The sequence below is a fragment of the Devosia sp. 919 genome (assembly GCF_013185965.1).
Classification (GTDB): Bacteria; Pseudomonadota; Alphaproteobacteria; order Rhizobiales; family Devosiaceae; genus Devosia.
This window is the reverse complement of record NZ_JABAOL010000001.1, coordinates 2,551,710-2,572,333: the sequence shown is the minus strand read 5'-3', so window position 1 is coordinate 2,572,333 and position 20,624 is coordinate 2,551,710. Positions and strand designations below refer to the sequence as shown.

Sequence of the window (20,624 nt, the reverse complement as noted above, 5' to 3'; positions counted from 1 at the left end):
CGCATGGTTGCAACGCTTGCCCGGCGTGACCATTTCCTCCCTGTTGATCCAGAAAGGGAGAGTCAGCATGAACTCCGAAGACCGCTACGCGATTGACGGCTTGTTCGAGCGCATCGAGCAGGTGGCGCGCAACAGCCCGCCACGGGACCGGGAAGCCGAGATGCTGATCCGGCAGCGGCTGACCGAAGCGCCGGCCTCGCCCTACTACATGGCGCAAACCATCATCGTGCAGGAGCGCGCCCTGGAAGGCGCCCAGGAGCGCATCGAGCAACTGGAAGCTGAATTGGCACAGGCGCAGCGCGGTTCGGGCGGCGGCTTTCTCGGCGGCGTGTTTGGCGACGCAAACCGACCTAGTGGGCAGCAAAAGAATCGGCAGGGGCCTTGGGGCCGACGCGACAGTGGTGACTACCAGGAGCGCCGCAGCCCGGGGATGGGCGGGGGCGGCGGCTTTCTGGCCGGCGCCGCGCAATCGGCGCTGGGCATAACCGGTGGCGTATTGCTGGGCAGTGCGATTGCCGGGATGTTTTCGGGAGATGCGCATGCCGGAGAGCTTAACGCCGATGAGCCGGGCGGGGATAACGGCAGCGAGCAAGATGCTGAGCAGGATTTTGGAGGCGGCGACGACTCCGACTTCGATATTGGCGGCGAATTCTAGGAGTCAGTACTTCTCGTAGAACTCGTTGCCGCCCGCTTCGAGCACATAGTGCATGTTGTTGTAGGGGAAGCGCAGCCCGGCGGTGTGGAAGTGCTTGGCGCCCCGCACCCCGGGGTGGCGGGCTCCCCGCATGACCTGGTCGGCCGTTTGGGCGGCCAGGATCGCGCCGGAGTCCGTCATCTTCCGGCTGAGCACGCCCTGGGCGAATTGCTTGGGTTGGCCGACGACGCCACAGACCGACTTGGGATAGCGGGGGTCATTGACCCGGTTCATTACCACGGTACCAACCGCCAGCATGCCTTCAGAGCTCGAGCGGTTGGACTCGAAATACATCGCGCGCATCAGGCATTCTTTTTCGCTGAGCCGGGCAGTGCCGAAGCTCATGCCCAAAAAACTGCAGCCGCCCAGAGTTGAGGCGGCTACGGTTACGGCGACGAGGCGCAGAATGGTTCTGGTGGCAGCGCGCATCGGCGGACTCCGGTGTGTGGCACAAAAGCATGCCAGACCGAAAATGCCGGAACATATTTAAGGAAAGTCTGCCAAACGCGGTTAAGTGCCGGTTAACCGTGCCCTCCTCAGCGGCGACGCCGCGCAAAGAGGGACGACAGCAGCACGAAGGTGCCAAGCGCCACCACCAGTGGTACAGGGTCATTCTTGATCGCTTTGCCGGCGTGGCGGGCCTGGCGGCCAAGCAGATGGGCGGCTGCAGAACCATACTCACCCAGATCCTGCGCCAGTTCGGCCGCCTGATGCTGCGCATCGTGCAAAGCATGCGAGCCCGCCTTGCGGGCAGGGGCGACACGACCGGAAAGCTCCTTGCGCAGATGCGCCAGTTGGCGGGTAAGGTCTTCGATGCGGGACAGGGCATGCTCGGTTACATTGGCCATGGGGTGACGCTCCGCCGTGGTTTTAACTGATTGCACAACACCGGGGAAAGATTGGGGTTCCGCCAGCGCTTTTTGCAGACCCTGAGGAGGGAACCGCAGGGGCTGCCCTTGGATTGCGTGAGCGGCGTCACGATATGGCGTTTACATCAGAGGAACGCCCCAATGTCCGGCAAGAGCAAGGCTCGCCTGTTTCGCCAGTTCGACAAGTTGGAGCGGCGCGTGCCCAATTTTGCCGCAAGGGCTCTGGAATGGCTTCGACGGCCCGGAGCGCGACTGGTGCGGATCCCCCTTGGGGTGTTGTTGATCCTTGGCGGCGTCTTCAGCTTTCTGCCGGTGCTGGGGGCCTGGATGCTGCCGCTGGGCTTGCTGCTGCTGGCGATCGATCTGCCGTTTTTGCGGGGGCCGGTGAACGCCGTGATTGTGACTGGCACGCGTAAATGGACGACTTGGCGGCGCAAGCGGCGCGACCGCAAGGCGGCGCAGAACCACGAGACCCCCCCTCAATAGTTACCGCCCAGCGTTTGCAGATTTGTAACCTTCGCATCGCAATCTACGGGACGGGCAGCACTGGAACGCTGCCAGACTGAAGGTCGTGATGCGCAATTCGGAAGCAGTGTTCGAAGCAGCCTGGACAAGACCTGCGAAGGCCCGGCGGCCGGTGGCAAGCGATGCGGTGTTTGCCGAGGATGTCGAGGCAGAAGCCGAGCGCCGCTTGCGCCTGTTGCGGATCGATGAATGGCGACGGCGGGCATTTGTGACCGGACGGCAGATGCCACCCGAGATCCGGCAGATGGAAGACCAGATCAACCTGGCCACGGCAGCGATCTGCCGGCTGGCGCCGATCCCGGCCGATTATCGGGATGACGTGTATTGGCCCCAGCACTGGCGCTGAAGCCTTCGAGTCCCTTGTTAGGCTGGATCGAGTTCGAGCAGGCTTGACTGCTCGCTGTCGAGTTGCGCCTGGAGGGCTTGGACGAGACCGAAGCGTTCGGCCACATCGGGCGCGTAGCGGATCAAGTCCGGGCGGAGGCGGATCAGCGCTAGGTCCTTGACCTTGGCTTCCAGCATCACGTCAAAGTCGAGCCCGGCCGCCGTGCGCATAAAGGTGGCGAACTCGAACGGGTTGACGAAATCGGCGTGACCCGTCCAGACCGGCGCGGCATTGACCATTGTGGCTTTCCCCGTTTTCTTGTCCTTGCGCGGCAATTGTCGCATCTCGGTGCGGGGGGAGGAGAAGTGCACCTTTGGGCGCACGCCATCTGGCCAGGTGCGCAGAATGGCGGTGAGCGTTTCGCGCAGGCCGGCATGTTCGGGATTGAGGCACCAGAAGTGCTGGTGGTCAAAGATCAGCCGGACGCCGGTGTGCTGGTGGATCCATAAGACGTCGGCCGCCGAGAAACGCAGGTCGTCGTGTTCGAGCACGAGGCGGCGCTGCACCGGCTCGGGCAGGCTCTTCCAGGTTTCCACCCAGCGGGTGCGGGCGGCCTCCTTGTCGTCGTAGACGCCGCCGACATGGATCACCAGCACGGCCTCGGGGCCAAGCTCCATGGCGTCGAGCATTTCGGCCTGGGAGGTCAGGTCCCAGACGCTTTTGCGCACGAGCTCCGGATCGGGGCTGTTGAGGACCACGAACTGACTGGGATGGAAGGACAGGCGCAGCCCCAGCTGGCGGGCCTTGGCGCCGGTGGCGGCAAGCTCTGCACGGCTGTCCGCCACCATGGAATGAAAGAGCGGCATGTCGGGGTGGGTGGCATAGGGGGCCAGGTCCGAACTCATGCGGTACATGTGGATGCCGTGACCCACCAGATAATCGAAGATGGCGTCGAGGTACCCCAGCGAGACTTTGAGATGCGGGGCGTTCTGGGCGCGCCGGGCATCGTTGCTCTTAAGATCGGGCTTGCCCATGATCTTGACGGGTACGCCCAAGCGCATCGGGAAATTGTCCATCCGGTACCTCCGGAGAAGGGAATGCCGCGCCCGGCGGCGCGTTCCCTTGACGGATGACAACCATTCACCGGCTGCCTCGTTAAGCTGGCAGGCGAGGGACCAGGCACGATGCCGCAGCAATGGGCGCAGTGGGGAAACGCAGTTGAGCGCTGGATGCGCGATTTCCTTGGGCTCTACTGGAACGAGTGGACGCTGCTGCAGGCGGTGCTCATCGCCCTGGCTTGGGTGATCGCGAGGTTTGCCGGCAAGGCGCTGGAGCGGCGGCTGGAGCGCTGGGGCCGGAGCATAAAGGGCAACCCCGACCTGCTGCGACTGGTGATTGCCACGATCCGGCGCTCGCGCTGGGTGGTGTTCGTGGTCGTCCTCTTCGTAATGCGGCTCACCATGATCGCGGCCGATGTTCCAGATGCGCTGCTGGCGAGCGTGCTGCTGCTGTCGGCGGCCTGGCTGGTGCTTTCGGTGCTCACGCGGCTGATCCGCAATCGGAGCCTGGCCCAGGTGGTGGCGGCGATCGGCTGGATCTATGTGGCCGTGCTGGTGCTAGGGATCGGCACGCCCGTGGCTCAAGCGCTCGATCATCTGGCGTTCAGCATCGGCGAGGTGCGCATTTCGGCGCTGCTGGTGATCCGCGCGGCACTGGTGGTCACCGGGGTCGTGTGGCTGGCGCTGTTTATCAGCCATGTGATCGAGGGCCGGATTGCGCGCGCCGATGATATGTCGGCTTCGGGCAAGGTGCTGTTGTCCAAGCTGATCCGCATTGTGCTGGTGATCGGGGCGGGCGCATTTGCGCTCACAGCGACCGGGGTGGATCTGACGGCCCTGACGGTGATTTCGGGCGCTGTTGGTGTTGGCATCGGCTTTGGCCTGCAAAAGGTCGTGTCCAACTTCATCTCTGGCATCCTGATCCTCCTTGATCGCTCGGTGAAGCCGGGGGACACGATCGAGGTGGGCGAGACCTTTGGCTGGATCACCGAATTGCGGGCGCGCTTTGTTTCGGTGGTGACGCGGGATGGGCGCAAATATTTGATCCCGAACGAGGATTTCATTACCCAGCAGGTGATCAACTGGAGCTATTCGGACCAGAATGTGCGCATCGATGTGGAGTTCGGCGTCAGTTACGAATCCGATCCCCATCATGTCACGGCCGTCGCCATTGCCGCTGCCCGGGGGGTCGAGCGGGTGAGCGCCTTCAAGGAGCCGGTGTGCTGGATGACCGCGTTCGGAGCATCGTCGCTGGACTTCAAATTGCGGTTCTGGATCAACGATCCGCAAAACGGGCTGACCAATGTGCGCGGGCAAGTGCTGCTGGCGCTGTGGGACGCGTTCAAAGTGGAAGGGATCGAGATCCCGTTCCCGCAGCAGGATGTGCGGTTCAAAACCCCGTTGCGTCTCGAAAAGGAAGTGTAGCTCGTGCTCGTATTTCTCGACTTCGAGGCATCATCGCTGGAAAAACAGAGCTATCCGATCGAAGTGGGCTGGGTGCGGGAAGACGGCAGCGGCGAAAGTCTCCTGATCAAACCGGCACCGAGATGGACCGATTGGGATCCGGGTGCCGAAGCTATTCACCATATCACGCGGGAAGAGCTGGTGGATAAGGGTGTTGAGGCGACGGAAGCCTGCGAGCGGGTGCTGCAGCTTTGGGATGGCAACCGCGTGTTTGCCAGCGCCCCATCCTGGGATGGGCATTGGCTAAGCATGTTGCTGCGAGCGGCAGGGCATCCACGGCATCTGGTGCGGCTGGAAGCAACGGACCTGGCCTTTGCTGAGGCCGCGGCAAGTCGAGGACTGGGGCCCGATGAGGCACAGGCGGTGATCGAAGCGGCGCGGGCGGAAGCGGACAGTCAGCCAGTGGCCCACCGGGCGCAGGAGGATGCCCGGCGCGAATGGCAGATATGGCGCAAGGTGCTGGGCGAGGCCTGAGCGGTTGCGCGAGGGAGTTGGCTGATCAACACTGGCAGCAGACGGCCCGGCAGGATCGGGCAATGCCAAAAATCGGAGGGCCGCCATGCGCATCTATCTTGTTCTCGGACACCCCGATGCGGAGAGTTTCAATGGTGCGCTGGCCGATGCCTACCAGGCGGCGGCAGAGGCCAAGGGGCATGAGGTACGCCGGCACAATCTAGGGGAGCTCAAGTTCGATCCCATTTTGTGGCACGGCTATGAGGTGATCCAGGAGCTCGAGCCTGACCTCAAGGCCGCGCAGGAGAATATCGAATGGTGCGAACGGATCGTGCTGTTTTATCCGGTGTGGTGGGGATCGGTGCCGGCGCTGCTCAAGGGCTTTTTCGACCGGGCGATCCTGCCGGGCCAGGCCTTCAGCTACCACGAGAATGACCCGTTCTGGGACAAGCTCTTGAAGGGGCGCGACGCGCAACTGTTCACCACTTCGGACGGGCCCTCGATCTATCTGCTGCTGGCTTATCGCAACAGCGATGTGGCGACGGTCAAGAATGCGGTGCTGCAGTTTTGCGGGATCAGGCCGGTCAAGGTCACCCGGTTCGGGGGGATCAAGACGTCGAGCGCGGCGCAGCGGGAGAAATATCTCGAGCAGGTGCGCCGCGCCGTTTAGCTCCCTCAGGCCGGCACCGGCTCGAGCCCCCCGGAGGGTTGGCTCGGGCGTGGGAAGGCGAGGGCGACGGCTGCCGCTGCAAGCCCGATCAGGGCGGAGGCGATATAGAGCCAGTGGTAATCGCCGAAGGTGTCGAAGATCCAGCCACCGCCAATGGGGCCGAAGGCCATGCCGATGCTGGAGGTCATGGTGATGCCGCCCAGAACCGTGCCCATGACATGGGCGGGGAAGTAGTCGCGGGCCAGCACGGCATAGAGGGGCATGACCCCGCCATAGGCGAGGCCGAGCACGGCGGCCAGCATGTAAAAGTCGGTGATCTGCGTCACATAGATATAGGTGTAGATGCCGGCTGCCTGGAGCAGGAGCCCGCCGATGATGATGCGCTTGACGCCCAGCCGGTCGGCGAGGAGGCCAAAGATCAGGCGCCCGAAGAGACCGGCCAGGCCCTCGACGCTATAGATGCTGGCGGCAGCGAGGGAGGAGGCGCCGCAGAGCATGGCGTAGGAGACGGTGTGGAAGATGGGGCCGGAATGGGCGGCACAGCAGAGAAAGAAGGTGCCAGCGAGGACGACGAATTGCGGGGTGCGCAGCACGGTGCCGATCGAGCCCTTGGGCGCTGTGCTGGTAGCGTTTTGAGTTGGCTCGGAAGCGGGGGCTTCGGCCGGGGCGCGGCGGATCAGCAGGGCTGTGGGCAGGAGAATGGCCCAGGCAACAATGGCGGTGAGCAGCATGGCCGAGCGCCAGCCATAGGCGGTGATGAGCACGCTGGCGAGCGGGGTGACGACCATGGGCGCCACGCCGCCGCCGATCGACACCAGCGCGACGGCAAGGCCGCGGTTCTGATTAAACCAGCCGATCGTCGTGGCCATGATGGGCGCGAAGAAGGCGCCGATCGAGGCGCCCATGACCCCGCCATAGGCCAGCTGGAAGACCAGGAGATTGGGGGCGCGGCTGGCGACGAGGAGCCCGAAGCCCAGGATGCAGGAGGCGAGCAGCACAACCGGACGGGCCCCGATGCGGTCGGTGACCGTGCCCCAGGCAAAGCCGGCTACACCCATGACGAGAAAGCCCATGGTCATGGCCAGCGAGATGCCGGCGCGGCTCCAGCCGGTGTCATCGGCAATGGGCTGCAGATAAACGGGCAGGGCAAACATCGAGCCCGCCGCCACACAGGTGATCACGGCGCCGGCGCCGACGATCACCCAACCATAACCACGCTCCATCGCCTGCTCCTCCAAGCTTGTGCCTGATCATAGACGATTGGGGCCGCGGGGGCGCGACAATGGCGATCAATTTATTTGCGGGGCGGGAATGCGGACGTGCCAAATCTCCGCTCGGCCAAGGGCCAGCGGCTGCGACATGGGGCAAGGATCGCCTCGGTGCCGGTCGTCCGGCAAAAGGTATAGGTGAAGCGAGCCTTGCCCCATGCTATCCCGGAGACTCTATGGAAAGGACCGTCCTCGGCTTAAGCCCGTGCCGAAAGACAAACCCGGGGGCTCAAATCGGGTCACAGATCATCCTTTAAACCACAGGACATGGAGCGACCCCCATGCCATCCGGCGTCCCCATGCCGACCGTTCGTCGCGACCGCGCAGTTGCGCATGAAGATGGGGCAACAATAACCGAGCTTTTGGCACCGGGGATAAGTTGAGCGGGCGGCCCCGCTTGCCGGGAGCCCACGGGCCTAGCCCAGATCGAGCGAACGGGTCAGCTTGCTTGGAGCAGGCGCTGGGGTTCGGCGTGATCGCGGCGGGCCGGGCGCAGGCGCAGTTCACCCTGGAGGGCGTGGCCGAGCTGGCGGGCATGGTAACGCACCACGGCTGGATTGACCTCGAGCAGTTCGGCCAGATCGGCGGTGGTCATGCCCTGCTTGAGGCCCTCGGCGACAATGGCGCGGCCGGCATTGGTGAGGTGACCACCTTCCGTCTTGAACAGGCGCCGGACCTGCTTGAGCCTGGCTGACAAGGCCAAGGTTTCTTCGGCATGGCGCCGAAACGTGGTTTCGTTAAACATCCTTTTAGCTCCGGTTTTCAGCCACTTATATGGTGATGGAGGGCCCGGTTTTGAAGGGTTTCAGCCCTTGAGGGGCAGCACGGCCTCGCAGAAAAGTTGAACCCGTTGAGGCGGCGTGGTTTGCTCCCGGCTATGTGCAACGACTATGAACAACATGTCAGCCAGGCGGACTATGCGCGGGCGATTGCGGCGCTGGAGGTGGGCGTAGCGGGGGAGCCCGAAGCGGCGCTGATCCGGGCCGATGATATCCGCATCGGCGATGAGGGGCCGGTGCTGCGCGCCGCAGGCAACGGGGTGGAACTGGTGCTGATGCGCTTTGGCTTTCCGCCGCCGCGGCCCAAGGCGGGGCCCGTGTTCAACTTCAAATCCGATGGGCGGCATTTTGCCGATTCCCGGCGCTGCGTCGTGGTGCTGTCCGGGTTCTTTGAATTCACCGGCAGCAAATATCCCAAGACCAAGTACCGCTTTACGCTGCACGACTCGCCTGTGATGGGAATTGCCGGGTTGTGGAGCGAGGCGGAAGACGGGGCCCTGAGCTTTACCATGCTTACCACAGAGCCTGGCCCCGACATAGCACCGATCCATGACCGGCAAATTTGCGTGTTGCGGCCCAAGGACTGGGCAGCCTGGCTGTTCCTGACACGGCCGGAAGCGGAACTGCTGGCGCCGTTGCCCGCAGGCTCGCTCCAGGTAGAGGTGGTGCGAAAAGGGGCGGAGTAGCGCCCCGTTCAGACGGGATCGCGGACTATGGCGATGTTGAAATAAACATGGCCAAGGGTCTCGTAGAGCCGGATCCACATGGACGCGAGGCTTTCCATGGCCCGGCAGGCCGTCAAGTCGCCCAGATTAAGAATGTCGCGCCAGCCGAAATCCTGCAGCAGTTCGATGACTGCGGCGCGGGCTCCTGCGTCATTGGCCGCAATAAACATAGTGTGGGGCGCCGACAGGCGTTCGGGGGCCCCCATCAGTTGGGCGCTGACGAAGTTGAGCGTCTTGACCACACGGGTGTCGGGCAGCGCGTTCTGCAAGCTTTCGCCCAGCGTATGGGTGAGGGGACCCGTGATGACGGATTGGAAGTTGCCGATATCGATCAGGAGCTTGCCGGCAAGGGGCAGGGGCGGCAGGATCGCCATGGCGTCATCGCCGTGAAGGGCATTGACTAGCCATTCGCCATGCTCGGCCGCCTCCGAATGGCTGAGGACGGGGATGCCATCCTGATCAGGGCGGGGATGGCGCGAGCCGAACACGACGTCATGGCCGAGAGATTTGAGCTTGCCGGCAACGGCCGAACCGACCTCACCAGTTCCAAATACGGCGATACGCATGGGCAACCTCCAGGGGGTATGAGCCGGATAGCACCGACAATGGGATCGGCGTGAGCGGTCGGCAAGGGCGATAAACGCGGAGGCGGCGCAATGGGTTCATCGCGGCGCCGGCTCGGGATTAACCGGGCAATCACTATGATTGGCTTGGCGGGCAAGCGAGGATGAGCGTAGTGGTGAGCATCCCTCCCTCGAGCGATCGCGCGCCAAAGCGGACCGAGCAGCATGCATTACGATTTCTGTGTGATCGGGGGCGGCATTGTCGGCCTGGCGACGGCCAAGGCGCTGTTGGCCAAGCGGCCAGGCGCTACGCTGGTGCTGCTGGAAAAGGAAGCCAGCCTCGGACAGCACCAGACAGGTCGCAATTCGGGGGTGATCCATTCGGGCATTTATTATGCGCCGGGGAGCCTCAAGGCCCGGCTGTGCAAGGAGGGAATGGCGCGGACCAAGCAATATTGCCGCGAGCAGGGCATTGCCTTTGAGGAACGCGGAAAGCTGATCGTGGCGACCAATGCACTTGAGGAGGAGCGTCTGGCCAAGCTGCACCAGCGGGCGCAGGAAAACGGGATTGCGGTGGAGTTGCTCGACCGCGCTGGTATTGAGGCGATGGAGCCCAATATCACCGGCCTGAGCGCCCTGCTGGTCAGGAGTTCGGCCATTGTCGACTACAAGCAGATCCTTGCGGCGCTGGCGGCCGAGTTGGCCGAAGCGGGGGCCGAGATCCGGTTATCCACCACGGCGGACTATATTCAGGCGCGCGGCCGCTGGGTGGAGTTGTCAGCGGGAGGCGTGCCGTTCACGGCAGGGCAGTTGGTCGCCTGCGCCGGGCTGCAATCGGACCGGGTGGCGCGCCTCGCCGGCCTTGAGGTAGACTTTGCCATCGTGCCGTTTCGCGGGGAATACTACCGGCTCGCCAGCCAGCGCGACCAGGTGGTCAAGGCCATGATCTATCCAGTGCCCGACCCCGATTTGCCGTTTCTGGGCATTCACCTGACGCCGATGATCGGCGGTGGGGTGAGCGTAGGGCCCAATGCGGTGCTGGGCCTGGCGCGCGAGGGCTACAACAAGGGCGCGGTCTCCCTGCCCGACATCGCGGCAGCGGTGGGGTTTCCGGGGTTCTGGCGCACGATGGGCCGCCATTTTCGGGCGGGCGCCGAGGAAATGGCCAATAGCCTGTTCCGGCGGCGCTATCTGGAGGCGTGCCGCAAGTACTGCCCGTCGCTGACCCTTCAAGACCTGACCCCGATGCCGGCGGGCATCAGGGCGCAGGCGGTGCGGCGCGACGGGACCATGGTGCAGGATTTCCTGCTGCTGCGGGGGGAGCGCATGCTGCATGTGTGCAATGCACCGTCTCCCGCAGCAACATCGGCCCTGCCGATCGGCGAGCACATCGCGCGCGAAGTGCTCGAAGCGGCGAACTAGGCGGTAGGGCTTCTGCTGATCAGTTCGCGGTAAAGCCGTACTGTTTCGTCATCGGGCCCGACACCCAGCTCCTCCCGCAGCCGCTTGCTGCAATCATTGAAGAGTTGCTTGACGAACGAGAACTGGCCCTTGGCAGCCGCGTCATACATCAAGGCGCGGTGGGCGCCCTCATGATATGGGTCGATCTGCAGCAAGCGGGTGGCACAGGCATGGCGCTCCTGAGCCGTTAGATCGGTGTCGAGCTCGATGGCCTGGGAGACCGCACTGATGAATTCGTAACGCAGGGCAGTTCGCTGAAAGGCCAGCCACTCCTCGAACCCTTCGCCCGCCGAGCGCAGGGATTCCAGCAGTTCCCCCCGATAGATCTCGCACATCCGCACGCAGCCCTTGGAGGTGGGATTGGCGGCGATATCCAAGAATTCGGCCAAGTCGATATAGATGTTCTGGTCCAGATTAAGCCAGGCCATCTGTTGATCGGCAGAAAACAACTCGAAGTTGTTGTCGTCCTGGAACTTGCGGATACGCGCCACCGTTTGGCGGATATCGGCATTGGCCTGTTCGGAGCCATTGTCCGACCAGATCAGATCGCCGATACGCCGTCGCACAACCGGTTTTCCGTGTCCTTCAAGCAGGATGTAGACCAAAATTCGCAGCAAGTTGAACGGTGGATTGATCAACCTGCCCGAAGATTGCACATGGCAATTTCCGAAGGTAAAAATCGACACCTGTGCCGTTCGGCCGTCTATCACATACATGATATCCCCCCCGGGTTCCGGCTTACGATCTGTAGTTTAGCAATTATGACACGCCTAACTCGTCGGCCCTCCTTACGACGGTGATCGTAGCGGATGGGTCGCGGCAACAGTCAGTCTATTATTGTAGTGGTTTGCGCGGATTGACTGGTGTTGCTGTCCGTGGCCGCCTGGACTTCAATTTACTCACGCTAGGGGTTTTTAACGCCCCTTCATAGCGTCCGTACGATAGCGGGCATGGTGCCTGCTGGTGGGGTGTCATAGCCCGGTCGTCGATCAAACGAGCGAAACACAGCCGCTGCCTGGGTGCGGTTATGCACCTTTAGCTTACGGATGATGTTGTGCACGTGCACTTTCACCGTGTGCTCGGACAGCTCCATCTTGGCCGCGATGATCTTGTTCTGATAGCCGTCGGACATCAGCTCAAGCACTTCGGCTTCCCGGTTGGACAGTACCCCAACGGTGTCGCTGCCCGTGGCTCCTTCCGGGCCACTCGAGGGACTGCGGCGGGTCAGAAAGCCGCGCGCGGCTGAGCGAGGGGAGGCGACGCTCGGAAAATACTCGCCACCATTAAGCAGGAGCCAGATTGCAGCTAGCCAGACATTGATCTGGAGGTTGAAGGGCACAAGGCCCTGGATCGCGCGTTCGGCCACAACAGCACGCAGCGCCGGATCCTCGCTCCAGCCATTCTCGACCAAAAGCGCGATGGGCGAGTCCGGGTAGCGCTCGCGGCATTGCGAGATCATGCCCGGTATATTGCGAAAGGCGAGAGCGTCCAGCAGGATCAGCCGCGGCTTGTATGGAACCGTGGCGTCCTCAGGCAGCTGACTCGATAGGGTTACCCCGACGCGCAAGAAGCACTGCTGAGCGGCCTTGAGCAGACTCTGGAATGTCACGCCAGTGTTCGCCAGGATGAGAATTCCGTCTCGGCCCTCTGCATCGCGCGACGGGGTCGTGTGCCAGAAGGCATAGATGCCTTCTTCCTTGTGGTTGATGACTTCCAACATGATTGCCCCAACTGATGATTTTTTAGTCCTATTTAACTTAGGACGCTCCCAAGGAACATACCCGTCGTGACACAGCCGTGACAAACTCGCGGCTCAAGCCAGACGAGCGCAAGTATCTTGGCAATTGATTATTTTGGGTGCGGTAAGGCTAGTAGGCCAAAATAGTAGCCGAAAAACGCTCCGGGGGGTTGCTTTGGGTTCCGCCGGGAGTTCTTCGAAGCGGGTCAAACTGGGTGAGATTTTCTTGTGCACGGGGTGGGGCCGAACTGGCGTTCTTGAGAAATCAGTTGCATTTTCAGATAATTAAGCTGGTTTCGTGAACCGGAGTAGTTTGTTCGGGCGGCCGAGTTCCGGCAACTCCCCAGTGGGCCCTTATCTTGGTAAGCGAGGAGCCATAGGGTTTATGGCTTGTTGCAACCTCCTATCGGGCGGGCGCTTTTCGGCCCGTTTCCCCGTCGCGGTCGGCGAGATTGCGCGCAAGATGCGGCTGAATTGCCACAGGAAAGATACTGGCGACAAGAATCATCATATCTCTGTTGTCCTTGTAAGTTGCTTGCTTTCGCTGATTTGTGCGATCAATGAGCAAGTAAATTATGGATTGAACTCTCAATAAAGGTCAGGATAACTGACGGACCGCTGCTTCGCATGTGGCGGGAGTGTCTCAGTTTGGGACGGCATGTGGCGGCCGGCGGCGCGGCCACTGACAATTGATGCGACGCAGTGTTCGCTCGCGGGTGGTGTGGCAGCAGGCCCGCTAGTCCACATGTTTTAGCAGACCGGGGCACGGCCGATCCTCTGGACTAGCGATTGCCGCGACACCACAAGTTCGGGCGATTGCCCATTGGCCTTGGCGGCTGCAATCCTGATGGGACAAGGCAGCATATTTCAGGAACCGTGGTGAGCGATACAAGTGAGGATGATCGGGCGCAAACCCGATATGGAGCGATTCTGAAATCAACCTCCCTCATTGGAGGGTCATCGGTCATCAATATCCTCATGTCCGTAGTGCGTCTCAAAGTGCTTGCTGTGCTTCTGGGCCCTGCAGGCGTGGGGCTGTTCGGGCTGTTCAACGTGATCATTGACCTCGGCTCGAGCATTGCCGGGTTGGGCATCCAGGCCAGCGGGGTGCGGCAGGTGGCACTCGCCAGCGGGACCGGGGACGCACTCAAGGTTGCACGCGTGGCCAAAGTGCTGGCGCGCGCTTCGTTGCTGCTGGGTGTACTGGGGATGGTTTTGCTGATCGGTTTTGCGGTTCCGATCGCCACCTTGTCCTTTGGAACGGCGGCGCATGCGGGCGCGGTGATGCTGGTGAGTGTAGCGGTGCTGCTGCGGATTCTCGCGGGCGCACCGATGGCGATCATCCAAGGCAGTCGCCGCATCGGGGATCTAGCGAGGATGACGGTGGTGGGTGCGGTGCTCAACACGGTGGTGGCGGTTCCCCTGGTATATTGGCTCGGGGAGGCCGGCATTGTGCCGTCGCTGATTGCGGTGGCGGCGACCACCTGGATTGCTGCGCTATGGTATTGCCGCAAAATCACGCTGCCTGAGGTCAGCCTTTCGCTGCCTGAGTTTAGTGCCGAGGCCAAGGGGCTGTTGATGCTGGGCTTTGCCTTCATGGCTAGCGGGTTGCTGATGGCCGGATCGGCCTTTCTTATCCGGATCCTCGTGGTGCAGGAACTGGGCGTGGATGCCGCCGGCAACTACCAGGCGGCCTGGGCGCTGGGGGGCATTTATGTCGGCTTTATCCTCCAGGCGATGGGCACCGACTTTTACCCGCGCCTTTCGGCGGTTGCCGATGACCAGGTCGCCAGCACACGCATGGTCAACGAGCAGGCGCGGGTTAGTCTCCTCCTCGCGGGACCTGGACTGCTGGCCACGCTGGCGCTGGCTCCGCTGGTGATGGCGGTGTTTTACTCAGCAGAGTTTGCAGGCGCGGTGCCGTTGCTACGCTGGTTTTGTCTCGGGATGCTGTTGCGCGTGGTGGCCTGGCCGATGGGGTTCATCATCCTAGCCAAGGGCAAGCAGCAGATCTTCTTCTGGACGGAGCTCGCGGCGGCAACGGTGCAGGTCGGGTTGACCTGGTTGCTGCTCGATCTTGTTGGCCTGGCCGGCGCAGGCATCGCCTTTGTGGGGCTTTATCTCTGGCACGGCATGCTGATCTATGGGCTGGTGCGGAGCCTTGATGGCTTTCGCTGGTCGCGCGAGAACCTGGTGCTGGGATCGGGGTTTGTTACCCTGAGCGCCGCGGTGCTGGCGGCAGTGGAACTGCTGCCATTCTGGCCCGGCTTTGCGGTTGCGGCGATCGCGACGGCCGGAGCGAGCTGGTATGCACTCAGCCAGTTAATTGCGCTGTTGCCGCAGCGCTGGATACCCGCTTGGTTGCCCACGGTGGTACGGGTGGGGCTCGGGATGAAGCCGACGCGGACGGCGTCAGCTGTTGATGGGGTTTAGGACGCGAGTTCGGGAACCTGCTCGAGAATCTGGGCCAGTTCCGCAACAACGAAGCGCACATCGTCTTCACTCATCTGCGCAAAGAGCGGCAGCATGATCCCGGTGCGCTGGGCGTGCTCGGAGTGCTCGAGCGAGCCGGCCTGCCGATGGAGGTTCTTGCGGGCATAGGCGGGCTCGAGATGGGAGTTCATCACGGCGCGCCGGGCAGAGATGCCGCGATCGAGCAGGGCCTGCATAACAGCCAACTGATCGGCATGGGTGGGCAGGGTGACGCAATAGCTCTGCCAGTTGCTGCGCGCCCAGGCTGGCTCAGCCGGTGGTTGCAGACCGGGAATGGCCGAGAGCAAGCTTGTGTAGAGAGCCGCAAGACGCCGGCGATCAGCGATGATGCCGGGGAGACGCTCGAGCTGGACGCGGCCAATGGCGGCCTGCAGGTCCGTCATGCGGTAGTTGTAACCGACCTCGGTATAGCTCTCGAAGATCACCTGGCGGGCGCCGTGGCGGACGGTGTCGGGCACCGACATGGCATGTTGGCGCAAATGGCGGAAGGCCCGGTCGAAGTCAGGGCTGGCTGTAGTCAACATGCCGCCGTCGCCGGTGGTGACGACTTTGCGGGGGTGGAAGGAAAAGCAGGCGACGTCGCCATGCGGGCGGCCGATGCGCTCCCAAGATCCGTTCCAGAGGATTTCGCTGCCGGTGGCGCAGGCGGCGTCTTCCACCACTTTCAGATCATGTTCGCGGGCAATGGCGAGGATCGCAGCGAGATCGCAAGGCATGCCGAGCTGGTGCACGACGAGGATGGCGCGGGTGCGCGGCGTGATGGCGGCGGCGATGCGATCGGAATCGATATTGAAGGTGCCGGGCGCAATGTCGACAAAGACCGGAGTGGCGCCGCAATAGCGCACGGCGTTGGCGGTGGCGATGAAGGAATGGCTGACGGTGATCACCTCGTCGCCGGCGGCGACGCCCACGGCCATCAGCGCCAAGTGCAGCGCCGTGGTGCAGTTGGAGAGGGCACAGGCATGGGGGGCGCCGACATAGGCGGCGAATTCCTGCTCGAACTGGGCGACTTCGGGGCCCTGGGTGACCCAGCCGGAAAGGATGACGCGGCGGGCGGCTTCGACCTCGCGTTCATCGAGCACGGGCTTGGCGACGGGAAGCTGGGGGCGGATGGCGGTCATGCTACATCGCTCCTGACAAGGCCGCGGCTCGCCTGCCACCAGGCGACGAGATCGCGCAGGCCTTCCTTCATCGAGATTTCGGCGGTGAAGCCCAGCTCGCGCGTCGCTTTTTCGGTTGAAGCGAGGCGGCGGGCGACGGGGTTGACCTTGCGGGCCGGCTCGTGGATCGGCGCCAAGGACGAGCCCATGACATCGAGGAGGGTGCGGGCCAGCTCGGCGAGGCTCGTTTCAGTGCCGCTCGCCACATTGTAGACGGTGTCGCTGGCGGGCGCTGCGGCGGCCAGCACATTGGCGCGGGCGATATCGCGCACATGCACGAAATCCATGGTCTGGGTGCCATCGCCCATGATGATGGGGGGCAGGCCATTGGCGATGCGCTCCATCCAGCGGATCAGCACCTCGGTATAGGCACCGTAGACATCCATGCGCGGGCCGTAGACGTTGAAATAGCGCAAGGCGACATAGGGCAGGCCATACATCTCGTTGAAACTGCGCAGCAGCGCTTCGTTGTAGGTCTTGGCGGCGCCATAGATGGTGCGGTTGTTGTAGGGGTGGTGCAGCTCGGTGGTGGGGAACTGATCGGCGGCGCCGAGCACCGAGGCGGAAGAGGCGGCAACGACCTTGCCGACGCCGGCTTTCACCGCGGCTTCGAGCACGTTGAAGGTACCGGTCGCCAGCACATCATGGGCGAGGCGCGGGTCTTCGGCGCACTGAGTGATGCGGATGGCGGCCTGGTGAAAGAGCGTGTCGATCCCCGCCATGCTGGCATGGACCAGGGCGATGTCGCGGACATCACCCTCGATGATCCGGATCGGCGCCTTGGCTTGCGCTGCGGCCAGGTTGTCCATGCGGCCGCGCACGAAATTGTCGAGGATGACGATTTCGGCTGGAGATTGGTCGGCGACCAGATCGGCAATATGGGAGCCGATAAGGCCGGCTCCACCCGTGATCAGAACCCGTTTGCCTTGCATCAGGACGCTCCTTGATTGGGGTTTTGGACGATGTCGTCGTCCTTGCGCCAGCGCAGCACGCGGGCGGGGACACCCGCGGCGACGGCGTAGGCGGGAATATCGGTGGTCACCACGGCACCGGCGCCGATGATGGCGCCTTCCCCGATGGTGACGCCGGGCAGAATGGTGGCATTGGTGCCGATATCGGCGCCGGCGCCGATACGCACGGGGCGGATGTCGAGATCGGTGGCGATGATGGGCTCGGAGACGGGCAGGCCGGTGTGCTGGGAGCCCAGCAACTTGGCGCCGGGGCCCCAGCCGACATAATCGCCGATGACGAGATTGCGGGCGTCGAAATAGGCCTGGGGGCCGATCCAGACCTTGTCGCCGATGATACAGGTGCCATCGAACCGGCCCTGGATGTAGGCGCCAGCGCCGATGAAGACATTGGCGCCGATCTCGAAGGTTTCGATGTGCTTGAAGCCAGCCTGGCTGCCGACCTGCAGCCCCGGCCCGCAGCGCCGGGCGGCGCTGCGCCAGACGAACTGGCGCATCAAGGCGTCGAGGTCGCCATCGCCAACGGCGAAGCGGCCATAAAGGTCGCGTACGGCTGAGGCCGGGTAGTGCTGGCGCAGCCAGCCGACCATGCCGTCTTCAAAGGTGGGACCGGGATCAATCTCGCGGCGGCCATGCACCGAGCGGGCGATGCGCGGGGTATCCACCATTTCAATGGACATAGGCATCCTGACGCACCAGATCGGAGATGATCTCGACTTCCTGGGTGCTGAGTTCGGGGTAGATGGGCAAGGACAGGACGGTGGCGGCGGCCGCCTCGGCCTGGGGGAAGTCGCCGGGCGCGTGGCCCAGATCGACATAGCTGGGCTGCAGATGCACCGGGACGGGGTAGTGGAGCCCGGTCTCGACGCCATCGCGGGCGAGCATTTCGCGCAGGCCATCGCGGTCGCGGGTGCGGATGGCGAAGATGTGCCAGACATGGCGGCGGCCCGGCGCTTCGTAGGGGAGCTCCACCGGGCCGCCGGCCAGCAGCTGCTTGTATTCGCCGGCGCAGGCCCGGCGCGCTTCGGTCCAGTTCTCCAGCTCGCGCAGCTTGACGCGCAGCACCGCGCCCTGGATGGCATCCATGCGGAAGTTGTAGCCTTCGAGCACGTGGTGATAGCGCCGGTCCTGGCCCCAGTCGCGCAGCATGCGGATGAGACGGGCCTGCTGGTCATTGCTGGTGACAACGATGCCGCCTTCGCCGCAGGCGCCCAGGTTCTTGCCGGGATAGAAGCTGAAGCAGCCGGAAAGGCCAAAGCTGCCGGCGCGTTGTCCCTCGGTGGTCGCGCCGTGGGCCTGACAAGCGTCCTCTATGACCGCAAGGCCATGCTTGGCGGCGACCATGCCGATGGCGTCCATATCGGCCATCTGGCCGTAGAGATGGACCGGCATGATCGCGCGGGTGCGGGGCGTAATCGCCCGCTCGATGAGATTGGGATCGATGCAGAAGGTGCGTGGATCGATATCCACAAAGACCGGGCGGGCGCCGATATAGCGGATGGCGGCGGCGGTGGCCACGAAGGTGAACGGCGTGGTGATCACCTCGTCGCCGGCCTTGATGCCGGCGGCCAGCAGCGCCAACTGCAGAGCGCTGGTGCCGGTATTGACCGCGATGGCGTGGCGCGTGCCGCAATAGGCGGCGAACTCTTCCTCGAACGCCTCCACCTCGGCGCCCAGCACATATTGGGTGGAGCGCAGGACGCCAAGAGCGGCGGCTTCGATCTGGGGCTGAATGGCGGCGTATTGTGCGCGCAGGTTGAGAAAGGGGATCATGCCAGCACTCGTTGAGGGGCAAGTTCGATCACAGTCCCGCCTTGCGCCATGGAGCGGGTTGCAGCTTCAAGAATGCGGACGACGCGCAGGCCCGCTACGCCATCGGCAGTAGGGCTGGTGCCGCGCTGTACGCAGGCGATGAATTCGGCGAGTTCGGAGCCCAGCGCCTCGGTGATGTCGAGCTTGGGGGCGAACATGTCGCCCGCGCGGTAGCCGATGCGCATCTGCTGCTTTTGCTCGCCGGCGCGAGGGGCCATGGGGTCGAGCGTGATGCCGCTGTCATAGACCTTGATCTTCTCGCTGGGCTCGAGATCGTCGTAGACCACCATCTTGTTGCTGCCGCCCACCAGGGTTCGGCGCACCTTGACCGGGGCCAGCCAGTTAACGTGGATATGGGCCATCAGCGTCGTGTCGAAATGCAGGTTGAGATAGGCCATGTTTTCGGGTGAGCCGGCGATATGGGCGATGCCAGTGGCCGAAACAGCGCGCGGCTGTACGCCCAGCACGTAATCCATGATCGAGAGATCGTGGACCGCGAGGTCCCAGACCACGCTGACATCGTGCTGGAAGAGCCCAAGATTCACGCGGACGGAGTCGTAGTAGTAGACTTGGCCCAGGTCCTTCTGGATGACCTCGCGAAGCTTCTTGACGGCGCCGGTGTGGATGAAGGTGTGATCGACCGCGACGACGAGGCCGCGCCGGTCGGCTTCCTCGATGAGGCGCTCCGCCTGTTCGGCGGTGGCGGTGATCGGCTTTTCGACAAAGACGCTCTTGCCGGCGCGCAGGGCACGCATGGCCAGATCGAAATGGGTGGAAACGGGGGTGGCGATGGCTACGGCATCCACCTTGGGATCGGAGAGCACATCGTTGAGATCTTCCGTGATGCTGACCGCCGGATAGCGCAGGCGCAGCCGGGCCAGCCGCTCGGTCTGCAGGTCACATACCCAGCGCAGATCGACACTGGGGATATCCGAGAAGTTGCGAACGAGGTTGGGACCCCAATAGCCATAGCCAATAACGCCGACGCCGATCATTGTTGCAGCCTTCCGGTATCCAGTTGGGCGGGTTGGGCGGAGGCGGCGAGGGGGCGCGCGGGCACGCCCGCCACCACCGCTCCGGCGGGCACGTCGCGGGTCACCACGGCGCCGGCGCCGATCATGGCGCCTTCCCCAATGGTGATGCCGGCGAGAATGGTGGCATTGCTGCCGATCGAGGCGTTGCGGCGCACGAAAGTGGGCACCACCGTCCAGTCATCGCCTTCCTGCGGCTCTCCGGTGGCGGTGGTGGCCCGGGGGAAGAGATCATTGGTGAACATCACGCCGTGGCCGATGAACACGCCGTCGTCGATGGTGACGCCTTCGCAGAGGAAGCTGTGGCTCGAGATCTTGCAGTTGCGGCCCACGACCGCGTTTTTCTGAATCTCGACAAAAGCGCCGATGCGGGTGCCGGCACCGATGCAGCAGTCGTAAAGATTGACCAGATCGGGTTGTCGGATAATCACCCCGTCTTCGAGCTGGACGCGCGTCAGCATGTGGTTACCCCTGAGATGGCGAGCGGGTGAAGGCAGTGATTGCTGCGCGCAGTGCTCGACTTCCGGCAAAGCTAGCGATCCCTGGGCGATGGGCAATTTGCTAATCG

Annotated in this window: 22 protein-coding genes and 1 pseudogene; 9 read left to right on the top strand and 14 right to left on the bottom strand. The window is 63.3% G+C overall.

The features are described from left to right. Positions 1–67 precede the first annotated feature (67 nt). Positions 68–655: a DUF2076 domain-containing protein gene (locus tag HRQ64_RS12500; RefSeq protein WP_172123533.1), complete on the top strand. Its 588-nt coding sequence runs from the start codon at positions 68–70 to the stop codon at positions 653–655. 9 nt (positions 656–664) lie between these two features. On the opposite strand, the pseudogene HRQ64_RS12495 reads toward HRQ64_RS12500, so the two are convergent. Continuing rightward, positions 665–1,018: pseudogene (locus HRQ64_RS12495) on the bottom strand (cell wall hydrolase); the annotation flags it as partial. Between the two features lie 212 nt (positions 1,019–1,230). Then, positions 1,231–1,542, bottom strand: coding sequence for a hypothetical protein (locus HRQ64_RS12490; RefSeq protein ID WP_127753388.1), 312 nt, complete (start codon positions 1,540–1,542; stop codon positions 1,231–1,233). Positions 1,543–1,704: 162 nt separating this feature from the next. Here HRQ64_RS12490 and HRQ64_RS12485 point away from each other — a divergent pair, with 162 nt between their 5' ends. Together HRQ64_RS12485 and HRQ64_RS12480 are read left to right on the top strand one after the other, a co-directional pair. Beyond that, the gene (locus HRQ64_RS12485) at positions 1,705–2,049 is read left to right on the top strand and encodes a hypothetical protein (RefSeq protein WP_127753387.1); all 345 of its coding nucleotides are present in this window, start codon (positions 1,705–1,707) and stop codon (positions 2,047–2,049) included. A gap of 88 nt (positions 2,050–2,137) precedes the next feature. Next, complete coding sequence (locus HRQ64_RS12480) at positions 2,138–2,434, top strand: hypothetical protein (protein WP_172123532.1); 297 nt, start codon at positions 2,138–2,140, stop codon at positions 2,432–2,434. A 17-nt stretch (positions 2,435–2,451) separates the two neighbouring features. On the opposite strand, the gene uvsE is transcribed toward HRQ64_RS12480, so the two are convergent. Then, entirely contained in the window at positions 2,452–3,489 is a 1,038-nt protein-coding gene (gene uvsE, locus HRQ64_RS12475) for a UV DNA damage repair endonuclease UvsE (protein ID WP_172123531.1), read from the bottom strand. Between the two features lie 153 nt (positions 3,490–3,642). Between uvsE and HRQ64_RS12470 the strand changes: the two genes are divergently transcribed. From HRQ64_RS12470 to HRQ64_RS12460, 3 genes are all read left to right on the top strand, one after another. Next, positions 3,643–4,896, top strand: coding sequence for a mechanosensitive ion channel domain-containing protein (locus tag HRQ64_RS12470; RefSeq protein ID WP_248307050.1), 1,254 nt, complete (start codon positions 3,643–3,645; stop codon positions 4,894–4,896). Positions 4,897–4,899: 3 nt separating this feature from the next. After that, positions 4,900–5,409, top strand: coding sequence for a transcriptional regulator (locus HRQ64_RS12465; protein ID WP_172123529.1), 510 nt, complete (start codon positions 4,900–4,902; stop codon positions 5,407–5,409). An 85-nt stretch (positions 5,410–5,494) separates the two neighbouring features. After that, the gene (locus HRQ64_RS12460; protein WP_172123528.1) at positions 5,495–6,058 is read left to right on the top strand and encodes an NAD(P)H-dependent oxidoreductase; all 564 of its coding nucleotides are present in this window, start codon (positions 5,495–5,497) and stop codon (positions 6,056–6,058) included. Between the two features lie 5 nt (positions 6,059–6,063). On the opposite strand, the gene HRQ64_RS12455 is transcribed toward HRQ64_RS12460, so the two are convergent. Together HRQ64_RS12455 and HRQ64_RS12450 are read right to left on the bottom strand one after the other, a co-directional pair. After that, on the bottom strand, positions 6,064–7,281 hold the full coding sequence (locus tag HRQ64_RS12455) for an MFS transporter (RefSeq protein WP_172123527.1): 1,218 nt from the start codon (positions 7,279–7,281) through the stop codon (positions 6,064–6,066). A gap of 484 nt (positions 7,282–7,765) precedes the next feature. Further along, on the bottom strand, positions 7,766–8,071 hold the full coding sequence (locus HRQ64_RS12450; protein ID WP_172123526.1) for a hypothetical protein: 306 nt from the start codon (positions 8,069–8,071) through the stop codon (positions 7,766–7,768). A 132-nt stretch (positions 8,072–8,203) separates the two neighbouring features. Here HRQ64_RS12450 and HRQ64_RS12445 point away from each other — a divergent pair, with 132 nt between their 5' ends. Continuing rightward, entirely contained in the window at positions 8,204–8,791 is a 588-nt protein-coding gene (locus tag HRQ64_RS12445; protein WP_172123525.1) for an SOS response-associated peptidase, read from the top strand. Positions 8,792–8,799: 8 nt separating this feature from the next. Here HRQ64_RS12445 and HRQ64_RS12440 read toward each other — a convergent pair whose 3' ends face one another. Then, positions 8,800–9,396, bottom strand: coding sequence for an NAD(P)-binding domain-containing protein (locus tag HRQ64_RS12440; RefSeq protein ID WP_172123524.1), 597 nt, complete (start codon positions 9,394–9,396; stop codon positions 8,800–8,802). Positions 9,397–9,618: 222 nt separating this feature from the next. Here HRQ64_RS12440 and lhgO point away from each other — a divergent pair, with 222 nt between their 5' ends. Then, on the top strand, positions 9,619–10,815 hold the full coding sequence (gene lhgO / locus HRQ64_RS12435; protein ID WP_172123523.1) for an L-2-hydroxyglutarate oxidase: 1,197 nt from the start codon (positions 9,619–9,621) through the stop codon (positions 10,813–10,815). On the opposite strand, the gene HRQ64_RS20500 is transcribed toward lhgO, so the two are convergent. Together HRQ64_RS20500 and HRQ64_RS12425 are read right to left on the bottom strand one after the other, a co-directional pair. After that, on the bottom strand, positions 10,812–11,420 hold the full coding sequence (locus HRQ64_RS20500) for a BTAD domain-containing putative transcriptional regulator (protein WP_164854832.1): 609 nt from the start codon (positions 11,418–11,420) through the stop codon (positions 10,812–10,814). The genes lhgO and HRQ64_RS20500 overlap by 4 nt on opposite strands. A 359-nt stretch (positions 11,421–11,779) precedes the next feature. After that, a complete protein-coding gene (locus HRQ64_RS12425; protein ID WP_127753376.1) occupies positions 11,780–12,574 on the bottom strand; it encodes a response regulator transcription factor in 795 nt (264 codons plus the stop codon). Positions 12,575–13,471: 897 nt separating this feature from the next. Between HRQ64_RS12425 and HRQ64_RS12420 the strand changes: the two genes are divergently transcribed. Further along, positions 13,472–15,025: an O-antigen translocase gene (locus tag HRQ64_RS12420; protein WP_172123522.1), complete on the top strand. Its 1,554-nt coding sequence runs from the start codon at positions 13,472–13,474 to the stop codon at positions 15,023–15,025. Here the strand turns inward: HRQ64_RS12420 and HRQ64_RS12415 are convergent. The 6 genes from HRQ64_RS12415 to HRQ64_RS12390 are packed head-to-tail and all read right to left on the bottom strand — an operon-like array spanning position 15,022 to position 20,517. Further along, positions 15,022–16,206, bottom strand: coding sequence for a DegT/DnrJ/EryC1/StrS family aminotransferase (locus tag HRQ64_RS12415; RefSeq protein WP_172123521.1), 1,185 nt, complete (start codon positions 16,204–16,206; stop codon positions 15,022–15,024). The two genes, HRQ64_RS12420 and HRQ64_RS12415, sit on opposite strands and share 4 nt — an antisense overlap. After that, a complete protein-coding gene (locus HRQ64_RS12410; protein ID WP_172123520.1) occupies positions 16,203–17,177 on the bottom strand; it encodes an NAD-dependent epimerase/dehydratase family protein in 975 nt (324 codons plus the stop codon). Before HRQ64_RS12410 ends, HRQ64_RS12415 begins: the two co-directional genes overlap by 4 nt. Next, positions 17,177–17,893 (bottom strand): acyltransferase, encoded by a 717-nt coding sequence (locus HRQ64_RS12405; RefSeq protein ID WP_172123519.1) that lies wholly within the window; start codon positions 17,891–17,893, stop codon positions 17,177–17,179. Before HRQ64_RS12405 ends, HRQ64_RS12410 begins: the two co-directional genes overlap by 1 nt. Continuing rightward, positions 17,883–18,986, bottom strand: coding sequence for a DegT/DnrJ/EryC1/StrS family aminotransferase (locus tag HRQ64_RS12400; RefSeq protein ID WP_172123518.1), 1,104 nt, complete (start codon positions 18,984–18,986; stop codon positions 17,883–17,885). Before HRQ64_RS12400 ends, HRQ64_RS12405 begins: the two co-directional genes overlap by 11 nt. Further along, on the bottom strand, positions 18,983–20,020 hold the full coding sequence (locus HRQ64_RS12395) for a Gfo/Idh/MocA family oxidoreductase (RefSeq protein WP_127753371.1): 1,038 nt from the start codon (positions 20,018–20,020) through the stop codon (positions 18,983–18,985). The genes HRQ64_RS12400 and HRQ64_RS12395 overlap by 4 nt, the downstream gene beginning before the upstream one ends. Then, positions 20,017–20,517 (bottom strand): acyltransferase, encoded by a 501-nt coding sequence (locus HRQ64_RS12390; protein ID WP_172123517.1) that lies wholly within the window; start codon positions 20,515–20,517, stop codon positions 20,017–20,019. The genes HRQ64_RS12395 and HRQ64_RS12390 overlap by 4 nt, the downstream gene beginning before the upstream one ends. Positions 20,518–20,624 lie beyond the last annotated feature (107 nt).

Excerpts from the sequence above, each read along its gene's own strand:
- HRQ64_RS12500 (WP_172123533.1), top strand. The coding sequence starts at position 68 with ATGAACTCCGAAGACCGCTACGCGATTGACGGCTTGTTCGAGCGCATC.
- HRQ64_RS12490 (WP_127753388.1), bottom strand. The coding sequence starts at position 1,542 with ATGGCCAATGTAACCGAGCATGCCCTGTCCCGCATCGAAGACCTTACC.
- HRQ64_RS12485 (WP_127753387.1), top strand. The coding sequence starts at position 1,705 with ATGTCCGGCAAGAGCAAGGCTCGCCTGTTTCGCCAGTTCGACAAGTTG.
- HRQ64_RS12480 (WP_172123532.1), top strand. The coding sequence starts at position 2,138 with ATGCGCAATTCGGAAGCAGTGTTCGAAGCAGCCTGGACAAGACCTGCG.
- uvsE (WP_172123531.1), bottom strand. The coding sequence starts at position 3,489 with ATGGACAATTTCCCGATGCGCTTGGGCGTACCCGTCAAGATCATGGGC.
- HRQ64_RS12470 (WP_248307050.1), top strand. The coding sequence starts at position 3,643 with ATGCGCGATTTCCTTGGGCTCTACTGGAACGAGTGGACGCTGCTGCAG.
- HRQ64_RS12460 (WP_172123528.1), top strand. The coding sequence starts at position 5,495 with ATGCGCATCTATCTTGTTCTCGGACACCCCGATGCGGAGAGTTTCAAT.
- HRQ64_RS12455 (WP_172123527.1), bottom strand. The coding sequence starts at position 7,281 with ATGGAGCGTGGTTATGGTTGGGTGATCGTCGGCGCCGGCGCCGTGATC.
- HRQ64_RS12450 (WP_172123526.1), bottom strand. The coding sequence starts at position 8,071 with ATGTTTAACGAAACCACGTTTCGGCGCCATGCCGAAGAAACCTTGGCC.
- HRQ64_RS12445 (WP_172123525.1), top strand. The coding sequence starts at position 8,204 with ATGTGCAACGACTATGAACAACATGTCAGCCAGGCGGACTATGCGCGG.
- HRQ64_RS12440 (WP_172123524.1), bottom strand. The coding sequence starts at position 9,396 with ATGCGTATCGCCGTATTTGGAACTGGTGAGGTCGGTTCGGCCGTTGCC.
- lhgO (WP_172123523.1), top strand. The coding sequence starts at position 9,619 with ATGCATTACGATTTCTGTGTGATCGGGGGCGGCATTGTCGGCCTGGCG.
- HRQ64_RS12425 (WP_127753376.1), bottom strand. The coding sequence starts at position 12,574 with ATGTTGGAAGTCATCAACCACAAGGAAGAAGGCATCTATGCCTTCTGG.
- HRQ64_RS12415 (WP_172123521.1), bottom strand. The coding sequence starts at position 16,206 with ATGACCGCCATCCGCCCCCAGCTTCCCGTCGCCAAGCCCGTGCTCGAT.
- HRQ64_RS12410 (WP_172123520.1), bottom strand. The coding sequence starts at position 17,177 with ATGCAAGGCAAACGGGTTCTGATCACGGGTGGAGCCGGCCTTATCGGC.
- HRQ64_RS12405 (WP_172123519.1), bottom strand. The coding sequence starts at position 17,893 with ATGTCCATTGAAATGGTGGATACCCCGCGCATCGCCCGCTCGGTGCAT.
- HRQ64_RS12400 (WP_172123518.1), bottom strand. The coding sequence starts at position 18,986 with ATGATCCCCTTTCTCAACCTGCGCGCACAATACGCCGCCATTCAGCCC.
- HRQ64_RS12395 (WP_127753371.1), bottom strand. The coding sequence starts at position 20,020 with ATGATCGGCGTCGGCGTTATTGGCTATGGCTATTGGGGTCCCAACCTC.
- HRQ64_RS12390 (WP_172123517.1), bottom strand. The coding sequence starts at position 20,517 with ATGCTGACGCGCGTCCAGCTCGAAGACGGGGTGATTATCCGACAACCC.